This window comes from Dysosmobacter sp. HCP28S3_G4 (assembly GCF_052065175.1).
In the GTDB taxonomy this organism is placed as follows: domain Bacteria; phylum Bacillota; class Clostridia; order Oscillospirales; family Oscillospiraceae; genus Oscillibacter.
This window is the reverse complement of record NZ_JBQHUP010000035.1, coordinates 16,951-28,096: the sequence shown is the minus strand read 5'-3', so window position 1 is coordinate 28,096 and position 11,146 is coordinate 16,951. Positions and strand designations below refer to the sequence as shown.

At 58.9% G+C, this 11,146-nt stretch carries 11 protein-coding genes and 1 pseudogene; 7 read left to right on the top strand and 5 right to left on the bottom strand.

Annotation, left to right across the window (positions count from 1 at the left end; translation table 11 throughout):
* Positions 1–329 precede the first annotated feature (329 nt).
* A complete protein-coding gene (locus ACTNBU_RS09140) occupies positions 330–1,277 on the bottom strand; it encodes a D-2-hydroxyacid dehydrogenase (protein WP_441033102.1) in 948 nt (315 codons plus the stop codon).
* Between the two features lie 209 nt (positions 1,278–1,486).
* Here ACTNBU_RS09140 and ACTNBU_RS09135 point away from each other — a divergent pair, with 209 nt between their 5' ends.
* Both ACTNBU_RS09135 and ACTNBU_RS09130 read left to right on the top strand, forming a co-directional pair.
* On the top strand, positions 1,487–2,455 hold the full coding sequence (locus ACTNBU_RS09135) for a LysR family transcriptional regulator (RefSeq protein ID WP_441033100.1): 969 nt from the start codon (positions 1,487–1,489) through the stop codon (positions 2,453–2,455).
* Between the two features lie 73 nt (positions 2,456–2,528).
* On the top strand, positions 2,529–3,464 hold the full coding sequence (locus tag ACTNBU_RS09130) for an AEC family transporter (protein WP_441033097.1): 936 nt from the start codon (positions 2,529–2,531) through the stop codon (positions 3,462–3,464).
* 98 nt (positions 3,465–3,562) lie between these two features.
* On the opposite strand, the gene ACTNBU_RS09125 is transcribed toward ACTNBU_RS09130, so the two are convergent.
* Together ACTNBU_RS09125 and ACTNBU_RS09120 are read right to left on the bottom strand one after the other, a co-directional pair.
* Positions 3,563–4,921: an MATE family efflux transporter gene (locus ACTNBU_RS09125; protein WP_441033095.1), complete on the bottom strand. Its 1,359-nt coding sequence runs from the start codon at positions 4,919–4,921 to the stop codon at positions 3,563–3,565.
* A 400-nt stretch (positions 4,922–5,321) separates the two neighbouring features.
* Positions 5,322–6,332: a LacI family DNA-binding transcriptional regulator gene (locus ACTNBU_RS09120; RefSeq protein WP_441033093.1), complete on the bottom strand. Its 1,011-nt coding sequence runs from the start codon at positions 6,330–6,332 to the stop codon at positions 5,322–5,324.
* 377 nt (positions 6,333–6,709) lie between these two features.
* On the opposite strand from ACTNBU_RS09120, the gene ACTNBU_RS09115 reads away from it, so the two are divergent.
* Genes ACTNBU_RS09115 through ACTNBU_RS09095 form a run of 5 tightly spaced genes read left to right on the top strand, consistent with a single transcriptional unit; the run spans position 6,710 to position 9,524 of the window.
* Positions 6,710–7,258, top strand: a complete 549-nt coding sequence (locus ACTNBU_RS09115) for a hypothetical protein (RefSeq protein ID WP_441033091.1) — start codon at positions 6,710–6,712, stop codon at positions 7,256–7,258.
* On the top strand, positions 7,225–7,500 hold the full coding sequence (locus ACTNBU_RS09110) for a hypothetical protein (RefSeq protein WP_441033090.1): 276 nt from the start codon (positions 7,225–7,227) through the stop codon (positions 7,498–7,500). The genes ACTNBU_RS09115 and ACTNBU_RS09110 overlap by 34 nt, the downstream gene beginning before the upstream one ends.
* A gap of 16 nt (positions 7,501–7,516) precedes the next feature.
* Complete coding sequence (locus tag ACTNBU_RS09105; protein WP_441033089.1) at positions 7,517–8,482, top strand: 2-hydroxyacid dehydrogenase; 966 nt, start codon at positions 7,517–7,519, stop codon at positions 8,480–8,482.
* 50 nt (positions 8,483–8,532) lie between these two features.
* A complete protein-coding gene (locus ACTNBU_RS09100) occupies positions 8,533–9,342 on the top strand; it encodes a 4-hydroxy-2-oxovalerate aldolase (RefSeq protein ID WP_441033087.1) in 810 nt (269 codons plus the stop codon).
* Positions 9,252–9,524: a hypothetical protein gene (locus tag ACTNBU_RS09095; RefSeq protein ID WP_441033084.1), complete on the top strand. Its 273-nt coding sequence runs from the start codon at positions 9,252–9,254 to the stop codon at positions 9,522–9,524. Before ACTNBU_RS09100 ends, ACTNBU_RS09095 begins: the two co-directional genes overlap by 91 nt.
* A 140-nt stretch (positions 9,525–9,664) precedes the next feature.
* On the opposite strand, the pseudogene ACTNBU_RS09090 reads toward ACTNBU_RS09095, so the two are convergent.
* Both ACTNBU_RS09090 and ACTNBU_RS09085 read right to left on the bottom strand, forming a co-directional pair.
* Positions 9,665–10,254 (bottom strand): annotated as a pseudogene (locus ACTNBU_RS09090) (RraA family protein).
* An 89-nt stretch (positions 10,255–10,343) separates the two neighbouring features.
* Positions 10,344–11,009 (bottom strand): RraA family protein, encoded by a 666-nt coding sequence (locus tag ACTNBU_RS09085; RefSeq protein ID WP_441033081.1) that lies wholly within the window; start codon positions 11,007–11,009, stop codon positions 10,344–10,346.
* Positions 11,010–11,146 lie beyond the last annotated feature (137 nt).

The following is an 11,146-nucleotide window of genomic DNA, read 5'->3' as shown; positions in this document are numbered from 1 at the left end:
ATAGACAGCAGGGGTCTGATAAGACCTCAGCTTTTCCATACCCTTTTTGAACCATCTGTCTGTGAGCACTTCCACTCATTTTGAGGGTTGACTTTTAATAGTTAATCTTTCGTATTTCCGGGTTCGGGAGCCGGCCACTCCTTTCACCGCCCGTTTCGCCTCCCCGCCCGGCGGGGAAGCGCCATAATGCTATTATATATGATAACGTTTCCGGTGAAAACCTCTTTTTTGACAGATCCTGCCGGAAAAATCAGCCTCCGATTTCCGGAAAGACGGCGGCCCCCGGCTCATGCCGGGGGCCGCCTGCAGTCAAAGAGAGGGGAGTCGGATCAGCCCAGGTTCAGAGCTTCCTTGACCTTGCCGATGATGTGCTGGCCGATGTCACGGGAAGCGTCCACGGTCTGGGCGCCGATGTGGGGAGAGACGATGAAGTTGTCGCAGTCGAACAGGGGAGAGTAGAACCGGGAGTCCTCAGTCAGACCGTCGCCGGCCACCTCGTTCTCCAGAACGTCGGTGGCGTAGCCGCCCAGCTTGCCGGCCTTCAGGGCCTCGTACATGTCTTTCTCGTTGACGATGCCGCCGCGGGCCATGTTCAGGACCACCGCGTCGCTCTTCATCTTGGAGATGGACTCGGCGTTGAACAGGTTGCGGGTCTCGTCGTTCAGGGGCATGTGGATGGTGACAAAGTCGGAGACCTCGCACACCTCGGCGATGCTCATGGAAGTGGCCTCGTTCTTGGTGAAGATCTCGGCGGGCAGATAGGGATCGTATGCCACGACCTTCATGCCGAAGACGCGGGCAATCTCGCCCACGCGCTGGCCGATGCGGCCGAAGCCCAGGACGCCCAGGGTCTTGCCGCGCAGCTCGCGGCCCACGAAGGCGTACTTATCCCACTTCTGGTTCACGGTGACGTCGCGGTGAGCGGGGATGGTGTGGCGGGACAGTTCCAGCATCTTGCAGATGGTCAGCTCGGCCACAGCGTTGCCGTTCAGGCCGGGGGCGTTGAACACCTTGACGCCCTTCTCCTCGGCGTACTTGGTGTCGATGTGGTTCAGACCAACGGAGCAGACGCCGATGACCTTCAGATTCGCGGCGGCGTCCAGGACCTCCTTGTCGATCATGGGATCGACGCGCATGATCAGCACGTCCACGTCGGGGATCATGGCTTTCAGTTCATCCTTGGCGGGGGGCAGCTTCTCGCTGACAGTGACTTCCATGTACTTGCCCAGTTCCTCAGCAATGGCGCTGTGGACGGCATCAATGATCAGACATTTCATGGGACAAACATCCTTCCTTATCAAAATATAAGTTCTACTGCGGCGCGCCGAGGTCGGCCTCCTCTGACACACCTTTTATGCTCCTATTATGACACAAATTTTTCCTGCCGGATAACACATTTTTTGTGAGGGTTGCCACAATCATTTGACTGTGGTACAATTAAAATACACGGATGTCAGGCAATGTATGACACACTGGGGGGAGCACTTTGAATTTTTTGCACTTGAAGTATTTCCTGATGGTGGCGGAGGAACTGAACATCACCCGTGCGGCGGAGCGGCTGTACATCTCCCAGCAATCCCTGTCCAACCACATCAGCAATCTGGAGCGGGAGCTGAATGTGAAGCTGTTCACCCGGTCGCCCAAGCTGTCGCTGACCTACGCGGGGGACCAGCTGGTCCAGACCGCCACACAGATCCTGGATCTCCACAGCCAGTTTCTCAACAAAGTGGGCGACATCAACCGCCACTATCTCGGCGTGCTGCGGGTGGGGATCTCCCACACCTGCGGACTGGCCCTGCTGCCTGAGATCCTGCCCAGGTTCCAGGAGGAGTTCCCCATGGTGGAATTCTCCCTGTTCGAGGGCAATTCCGCTCAGCTGGAGGATGAGCTGTCCCATGGACGACTGGACCTGATCATCTGCTTTCAGCCCATCATGCTGGAGGACGTCCGGACTGTTCCCCTGACGGAGCAGCGGCTGATGATGGTGGTCCCCCGGAACTTCACCGACCAGCACTTCGGGGAGCGGGCGGAGGCCGTCCGCGCCCAGTTCGCCCAGGGAGCCGACATCGACGAGTTCCAGCAGATGCCCTTTGTGCTCATCAAGCGGGGCAACCGCACCCGCAGCATCGTGGACCAGTATTTCAGCCGCTACTACTTCAAGCCCAAGCTGATCCTGGAGACGGAAAACACCGTTACCACCCTGGCCATGGCCTCAGCGGGTGTGGGGATCACCATCTGCCCGGAGCTGTTCCTCCGGGCCATTCCCACGGCCTCGGCGGCCACCAAGGGCGTGGACCTGTTTCCCCTCACCGATCCCTCCACCTTCAGCCAGCTGGTGGCGGGATACCGGGCGGACCGGTATCTCTCCCACTTCGGAGAGCGGTTCATCGTCATGGCCCGGGAGGCCCTGCAAAACGCCTGCGGCGCGGAGGGATCTGTCCCCGCGCCGGTCTGACACGGCGGAGAGACCGGCCCGTCTCTTTGATCTATTCTTCTGATCCAAACGAAACTTACCAGGAGGAAATCCTATGGAAACCTTTTTACATGCCGTCTCCTCCGTCACGCTCATTCTGCTGCTGACGATGGTGGGCTATATCTGCGGCGCCAGACACTGGATGGGCGCTGAGACGAAGGCGTTTATCAGCAAATTCCTGCTGACCATCGCCGTTCCGTTCATGTGTATCTACAGCCTGCAGGTCAACCTGTCGCAGGATCTCCTGGCCCAGTCCGGCGGCATGCTCCTGAATACGTTTCTCTGCTGTGTTCTGAATTTTGTGCTGGCTTTTCTGATCGGACGGCTGCTGAAGATCCCGCACCGCAGTCTTGGCGTTTTTATGGTGATGTGCGCCCTCTCCAACTGTGTGTTCATCGGCCTCGCCATGTGCACCGAGCTGTTCGGCGAAGTTGCCCGGCCCTATGTGATGATCTATTACTGTGTCAGCACGTCCTTCACGCAGGTGGTGGGCATGGCATTGATCCGCTGGTCGGGAACCAATGAAAGCGGCCTCTCCTGGAGCTCCTTTGTGCGGCTCCTGAAAATGCCCACCATCTGGGCCGTCGTCATCGGTTTTCTGTTGATGCTGGCCGACGTGCAGCTGCCGTCCCTTGTCCTGACCTTTGCCCGGTACATGAATAACCTGGTGACGCCCCTGGCTCTGCTGCTGACAGGCTATATCATTCACGAGATCGGGCTTAAAAGCCTGAGGATCGATGTCCCCATGGCAGTCGTGCTGCTGTTCCGCTTCCTCTTTGCGCCTGCCCTCTGCTTCCTGCTCTGCGCACTGTTCGGCATTACCGGTCTGGCCCGCAGCGTCTTCATCGTGGAGGCCGCCATGCCGGTGGTCACACAGACGGTGGTGGCCTCCGCGGAATACGGCGCGGACGAGCAATTCGCCGCCCAGGGAGCCGCCATCTCAACGCTGGCCTGCTTTATCGTGACGCCGGTGCTGATGCTGATCCTCTGATGTGCAAAGATGTATAAAAGACCTCCTGCTGCAGGGAAAACCCACAGCAGGAGGTCTTTTTGTATCGCTGTCCGTTTCACCGGACATGGCCCGCACACTCACGGGCGGCTTTGGGCGTCGAACCGGCGCTGCTTCCAGCAGTAATAGAACAGGGAGAGGAAGGTGCACATGACCCATCCGAAGGGATAACCCAGTCCCACGGTGTAGATGTTCTTCACGAAGCGGGTGACGATGAACAGATACGCCTGGCGGCAGAATACGAAGCTGAACAGCATGATGAGCATGGGTCCCCGGGTATCTCCGGCGCCCCGCAGCGCACCGGCAAAGGTCTGGTTCCAGACGCCGAAGAACCGGAAGGGCAGCGTCATCCAGACGAACTGGGTGCCGTAGTAGATGACCTCCGGGTCCTGGTTGAACAGGGACACCAGGCTCTTGGCGAAAGTGCCCAGCACCAGGGCGATGCCGATGACCACGCAGCTGCCCAGAACGATGGAGGTGCGGGTGCCCTTCCTGGCCCGGCCCGGATCGCCGCCCCCCAGATTCTGGCTGACAAACGTAGTAGTGGCCTGTCCGATGCTCATGACGGGGAGGAGGGAGAACTGGTCCAGCTTCAGATAGACGCTCCATCCGGCCATGATGGAGGTGGAGTTGAAGCTGTTGATGTAGGATTGGACAAAGGCGTTGGAAAAGGAGGTCAGCGCCTGCTGGATGCCAACCGGCATGCCCAGCAGCAGAATGGACTTCAGAATGTCCGGCTTAAAGCGCAGGTCCTGCCAGGTCAGCCGGAAGGACTCGCTGGAGAGATGGAGCACGGCCAGGGACAGAAAGGCAGAGATGGCCTCGGAGACCACCGTAGCCGCGGCGGCGCCGGCGATGCCCCATTGGAACGCCACCACAAACAACAGATCCATCAGGATATTCAATATGCTGGTGAGGATCAGGATCTTCAGAGGCGTCCTGGTATCCCCGACGGCCCGAAGGATGGCGCTGCCGATGTTGTAGCAGAACAGGAAGATGGTGCCCAGAAAGTAGATGCGGAGATAGGCGCTTGCCGGACCCATGGTTTCCTCCGGCGTGCTGATGGCCCGCAGCATGAAGGGAACGAAGGGAACGGACAGGAGACTGACGAGAGCGCCTACCACGATGGCGGTCAGCACCGCCGTCTCCACGGTCTCGTGGAGCTTGTCCCAGTCGCGGCGGCCGAAATGGGTACTGATGATGATGCCCGCACCGATGGAGATGCCGTTGAAGAAATTGACCAGCGTATTGCAGATGAAGGTGGTGCAGCCGATGGCGGCCAGTGCGGATTTTCCCACGAAGTTGCCAAGGACGATACTGTCCACCGTGTTGTAGAGCTGCTGGAACAGATTCCCCAGCAGAAGCGGCACCGCGAAAAGCGCCAGGTGCTTCCAGATGCTTCCGTGGGTCATGTCGGTGCTCTTGCTCAGGCCGGCCATGAAGCATGCCTCCTATCTTTGTGGATGTCCGCCGTCTCCGCGGCGGTCAAAGCGCAGAATGCGGGCACCGTCATGCCAACAGTGCCCGCGGTTTGCGCACGGATCATATGGGGAACTCTTGCGGCTGGAGGGCTGTGCCCTCCGCGTCCTGCCGCCGGATGACGGCGGGGACATTCTGATTTTTTATTAGTATATCACCCGGAAACAAAATCTGTCCACCGGGGAAAGCGGAAATCTTCTCCGCAGGCGCAGCCATGCCGCTCCCGTGAGGAGACTTACTGCTGCTTTTCAATGGCTCTGGACTTCTTGTTGACCCAGTTCATCATCACGGGGGGAGAACAGGGAGACGATGATCAGCAGGGCCAGGACGATGACGATGGGGTACATGTCGTATTCCATATCAGATGATCTGCGTGGACTTGCGGAAGAATACCTGTCCGTCCAGAGCGGTCTGACCGCTGCTCATCTCTCCGTTACGGAGACATTCCATCATTTTTTCACCGGCAACCGTGCCCACCTTGTCCATGGGCTGACGGATGGAGGAAATACCGGGGTACACCAGTTCCGACCAACCCACGGCGTCGTAGCCGCAGATGCCCAGGTCCTCCGGGATCCGGAGACCGCTGCGCTCAATTTCCTGAAGTGCCAGGAACAGGGTGTGGGTGTTCACCGCCATGATGGCTGTGCGTCGGCCGGGATAGTCGGCCTTCATCTGGAACAGCGCGGACCGGACGAGGCTGCTGTTGTTGCCTACATTGACCACGGACTCCTGGAAAGACATCCCCAGATAGCGTCCGGTGTACTCAGAAAAGATGTTGGACATCATCTGTTTGTGGAAGTCCATGGTGTCCACCAGGAAGCGGACCTTTTCAAAGCCCTGCTCCCGCAGATGATCCATCATGGCCCAGATCAGCTCCCGGTGCTTCACATAGACACAGCCATAGGGCCAGTCCATCAGATACCGGGAACACAGCACCACGGGGATCCCGCGCTCGCACAGCTCCACATATCGCTCCGTGGAATTCTCACAGGGGATGATGATGAATCCTTCCACCTGCTGGTTCAGGCACAGCTGAATGACGTTGCTCTCCTCTCTGGAGTCGCCGTTGCTGCGGTAGACGATGGTGCCGTAGCCGTGCTGGATGCAGACGTCCTGAATAGCGGTGATGGTCTGGGCTGCCACCTGGTAGCGGAGGGTGTTGGCGATGATGCCGATGAGACGGCTCTTCTTGGTCTTCAGGGTGCGGGCGATGCTGTTGGGTACATATCCCTTTTCCTCAATGACGTTCTCGATTCGCTGACGGGTCTCGGCGGACATATAACCGTAGTTACCGTTCAGATAACGGGAGATGGTGGTTTTGGAGACACCTACCTCTCTTGCAATGTCGGAGATAGTCACTTTCTTTTCCATGCATATCCCTCACTTACCGGTTTTGCAAACCGGTTTATTAACATTAAGCTAACAAAATTAGTGGGAGTTGTCAATAGACTTTTGTGTATGAAGAGCCAACTGCAACTCTATGAAATGCATAGGGGCTTCAGTTAATTTCACGAATCAGAGGCAGATAATTTGTGCAGTTCTGTAATATGGGGAGATGGAGAGGAACCTGCAAAGTATGATGGAAAATGGACAGACAGGCACTTCTCAATCAAAAATCGGCAAATGCAAAGAAAATGTTTGCCAAATTTATGAAAAATGCAAGTTGACATCTCTTTCACGATTTGATAATTTGATATAAACCGGTTAACTAAAGCGGTTTATATTAAGCGCTTATTTGAGATGTAACTATGAAGGAGAACAAGATCAGACAGCTTCTGAGCACACAGCAGCCTACTACGTCTACTCGCATCTGGAGCACCTGGCCGTTTTATACAGAGGTCGCCGGTGAAACAGGTAACTTTGATTATGTAGAGTTCCTGGCGGAATGCGCCCCCTTCACTTTGGTGGATCTGGAGAATCTGGCCCGGGCGGCGGAGCTGAAGAATATGGGCTCCATGATCAAGGTGGATTTCCAGAATCGGGGATATGTTGCCCAGAAGGCGGTGGCGGCAGGTTTCCAGGCCATCAACTTTGCGGATCACCACACGGCTGACGAGGTGCGGGAGAGCGTCGCCATGATGAAGCCGGACAGCCTGGGCAGCGGCCGCTTTGGCTACCCCGGCCGCCGCTACATCGGGACGCAGCACCGGTTGAGCCAGATAAACCACGCCAGACGGCTGGATGGCATTGTGCTCTGCTTCATGATCGAGAAGACGGAGGCCATGGAGAACATTGAGGAGATCTGCTCTGTGCCCGGCGTGACATGGTGCAGTTCGGCCCCTCGGATTACTCCATGAGCGCCGGAAAAAACCGGAAGGAGTACGCAGAGGAGTGCAGGGCCGCTGAGCGCCGGATGATCGAAGCAGCGCTGAAGCATGGCGTCCAACCCCGCTGTGAAATCGCTGCGCCGGAGGATGCGGCGTACTACATCTCCCTGGGCGTGAAGCATTTCTCCCTGGGAGACCAGATGAAGGTTTTGGAGAAGTTTTGGGAAGAAGAGGGCAAAAAGATCCGCGTCATCGCGGATTCCTTGAAATAAGGAAGGAGTTATTCAAATGTTGAAGGTTTGCATTGCTGGTAATTATCCCGCAGGTACGGTGGAGGCGTTCCGTGCTGCGCTGCCGGAGGAGAAGTTCGAGATCATCACGGCGGAGGCCCAGGAGGAGTTCACCGCAGTGACGGACGCGGACGCTGTGGTGCTGCGGGTGCTGAAGATGCCCGCTCCGGCGGACTTCGCCCGGTTCACCAATTTGAAAATGGTCATGCGCTGGGGCGTGGGCTATGATAACGTGGACATTCAGGAGGCCGGCCGGCTGGGCGTCTCCGTCTGCAACACCCCCGGTGCCAACGCCTATGCCGTAGCGGAGCTGGCGGTGGGCCTGATGATCAACGCGGGGCGCAACATCATGGGCTACTACCACCACGTGAAGGCGGGCGACTGGGACCGCAGCGCGTTCCCGGTGAACCTCTCCCTGAACCACAAGACCGTGGGCCTGCTGGGCGGCGGCAACATCGGCCGCCAGGTGGCCCGGCGGGTGCAGGCCTTCGGCGCCACCGTCCGGTACTATGACACCTTCCGCCTGAAGCCCGAGATGGAGGAGCAGTTCCACATGACCTACGTGGATCTGGAGACGCTGCTGAATACCAGCGACGTGGTCAGCGTCCATGTGCCCCTGCTGGATTCCACGAGACACATTATCGGCGCGGATCAGCTGGCCATGATGAAGAAGGGCGCCCTGCTGATCAACACCGCCCGCGGCGGTCTGGTGGACGACGCGGCCCTGCTGGCGGCGCTGGAGAGCGGCCAGGTGGGCGCCGCCGGACTGGACTGTGTGGAGGACGAGCAGAGCGAAGTCACCAAGGCCCTCTGCTCCCGGGAGAACGTGGTGGTCACGCCCCATATCGGCGGCACGGCCAGCGATCTGGGCAGCGCCATGATCCCCATGATCGTCAGAAACCTGAAGGCTCTGGAGGCCGGCGAGCCCCTGTCCTTCGTGGTGAACCAGCAGTATCTGGCCTGAGAGACAGAGCAAAGAGAAGAATTATCAAATAGAATAAGGAGAAGAGAACCATGAAAATTATGGACTGCACCCTGCGCGACGGCGCCAATGTCGTGGGCAACGGCTTTTCCGCGGAGTTGACGGAGATGATGCTCCGGGGCCTGACGGAGAACCACTATCCCATCATCGAGTTCGGCAATGCCAAGGGCATCGGCGCCGGAAACAAGGGCTTTGAGGCCCCCCTGACCGACGAGGAGTATCTCCAGCTTGCCCAGCCCTTCCTGGGCAAGGCCGAGATCGGCATGTTCCTGAACGCCAAGCGGTACGATCCCGCCAACATCGAGCTGGCCGCCCGGTATCACCTGTCCTTCCTGCGCTGCGGCAGCAACGCCGGTGACGCCCACATGTATCTCCACGAGATCAAGGACATCAAGGACCACGGCATCAAGGCATTCTACTCCCAGATGAAGGCGTACATCCTGACCCCGGAGCAGATGGCCGAGGAGGCCCGCCTGCTGGAGGACAACGGCATCGATGAGATCACCATCATGGACTCCGCCGGCTGCATGTTCCCCGATGAGGTCAGCGCCGCCGTGGAGGCCATGAAGAAGGCCGTCAAGGTGCCCATCGGCTTCCACTGCCACTCCAACATGGGTATGTGCGCGGCCAACGCCGTGGCCGCCTACCGCAGCGGCGCGGACATCCTGGACTGCGGCCTGCTGGGCATGGCCCGCAGCGCAGGCAACATGCCCACCGAGCTGGCCACCGCCCTGATGAAGAAAGAAAATGAGTGCGCGGAGCTGGACTTCTACGGCTTGCTGCACTATCTGGACCGGGAACTGATTCCCGCCATGGAGAAGAACGGCTACAGCACCCCCTGAAGCCCAAGGACCTGATCCTGGGCTACAGCGGCTGCCACTCCTCCTTCGTCAAGACCTTCACCGCCGTGGCAAAGGAGACGGGCGTGGACCTGTACCGGCTCATCGTGGAGGTCTCCGCCCTCAACCGGAAGGATCCGGACGAGAAGCTGATGCGGGAAGTGGCCGCCAGACTGGCCCAGTAAAACCACGTCAAACACAAGGACCGCGAAATACGCCGGGCGATGCGCTGGGGAGCGCGCCGCCCGGCGTGTGTTTTTCAGTTGGAGGATCAGAACCCCGGAGAAGGAATGCCACCGCGGGAAACTCCGGGGGAGAACAGACGTTACGCTTTTGTCTGCAGATGGTGATATCCCAGTTTTGTCCGGGCATCCTTCAGGGACATGCCGTTCTTCACCTCGGCGATGATGGCCTGCTCCGTTTTCTCAATGTCCTCGGCGATGTTCGCCGCTTTCTCGGCCAGCGCATCGGGAATGCAGACCACGCCTGTATCATCCGCCAGAATGATGTCTCCGGGGCAGACCTGCACGTCGGAGACGGCCACAGGCCGGTTCACATAGTCCACCGTCACGCGGTCCTTGCCGGTGACCATGTAGGTGCTCTTGGTAAAGATGGCGTAGTCGTTGGCCTTGATGCCGGGGATATCCCGGCAGACGCCGTCGATGACCGTGCCGGCGATCCCCTTTTTCACGGCCACAAACGTCATGATGTCACCCAGACCGTGCAGTAATCTCTGCCGCCGTTGTCGATCACCACCACTTCGCCGGGCCTGACATCGTCCAGAAAGTCCCCCACATTCCCCTTGACAACGCCGTTGGGAACGTAATGGACGGTGAATGCCCGTCCGCAGATATGCTTCCCGGGCACCACCGCATGAAGCCCGCGCAGGCCGCAGGGGACCCCCAGCTTATCCATGGCGTCAGAAACGCTGGCCACATCCAGCTTCTGCAATCTCTCAATGATCGGTTCCATATCCATCACTCCGTATTTCGCACCGAAGACGCTCACTTCAGCATCTTTTCATAACCGAATTTGCTGTCAACGGCCAGCACGTCGCCGCCGGACAGGATCTCCCGCACCATAGCCTCTTCTCTTTCGCAGAGCTCCTCGGCTTTCGTCAGGACCTCATCCACGCGGCTCCAGGGCACGATGACCACGCCGCTCCGGTCGCCCATGACCGCGTCGCCGGGGTGGACCTGTACGCCGCCGAAGGAGATCATTTCGTTGGTGCTCTGCTCCATGATCCGGCCGCGGGCGGTCCAGACCACGGTGCCCCGGGCGTAGACCGGGAAATCGATCTCGATACAGTCGTCCAGATCCCGGGCGGCGCCGTCCACGATGACAGCGCCCACGCCCCTGACCTTGGCGCTGTTGGCCAGGATGCCGCCCCAGCAGGAGGTGTCCAGCCGGCCGCCGTTATCGATGATAATGATATCGCCGGGCTCCGCAACGGAGATGGCGGTCATGCCCAGATGATGGGTGTTCTTGGTCTCGCCGGCGGCTGCCATCTTGATGGTGACGGCGCGGCCCACCACCTTGCCCCAGCTCTCCCGCAGCGGACGGATCCCGTATGTGGCGCCCCTGATCCCAAGGGCGTCTTCCGCGTCCGCCACATTGGTGGTGGACAGCTTTTCAAAACGTGCCCTGTACTTCTGATCAAATTCGTTCATGCTGATACCCCTTTCGTCCGCGCGGTCAGCCGGTCCGGCCGCGGCGGCAGTTCAAAGCTTCGGGCGGGGTCACAGGCTCGTGCGGATCTGCAAAACTGGATTGCACTCAATTTGTATATTAATTGTCGACAATAAGG

Coding starts and splice junctions, on each gene's coding strand:
- ACTNBU_RS09140 (WP_441033102.1), bottom strand. CDS start 1,277: ATGAAATGTCTGATCATTGATGCCGTCCACAGCGCCATTGCTGAGGAA.
- ACTNBU_RS09130 (WP_441033097.1), top strand. CDS start 2,529: ATGGAAACCTTTTTACATGCCGTCTCCTCCGTCACGCTCATTCTGCTG.
- ACTNBU_RS09125 (WP_441033095.1), bottom strand. CDS start 4,921: ATGGCCGGCCTGAGCAAGAGCACCGACATGACCCACGGAAGCATCTGG.
- ACTNBU_RS09120 (WP_441033093.1), bottom strand. CDS start 6,332: ATGGAAAAGAAAGTGACTATCTCCGACATTGCAAGAGAGGTAGGTGTC.
- ACTNBU_RS09115 (WP_441033091.1), top strand. CDS start 6,710: ATGAAGGAGAACAAGATCAGACAGCTTCTGAGCACACAGCAGCCTACT.
- ACTNBU_RS09110 (WP_441033090.1), top strand. CDS start 7,225: ATGGTGCAGTTCGGCCCCTCGGATTACTCCATGAGCGCCGGAAAAAAC.
- ACTNBU_RS09105 (WP_441033089.1), top strand. CDS start 7,517: ATGTTGAAGGTTTGCATTGCTGGTAATTATCCCGCAGGTACGGTGGAG.
- ACTNBU_RS09100 (WP_441033087.1), top strand. CDS start 8,533: ATGAAAATTATGGACTGCACCCTGCGCGACGGCGCCAATGTCGTGGGC.
- ACTNBU_RS09085 (WP_441033081.1), bottom strand. CDS start 11,009: ATGAACGAATTTGATCAGAAGTACAGGGCACGTTTTGAAAAGCTGTCC.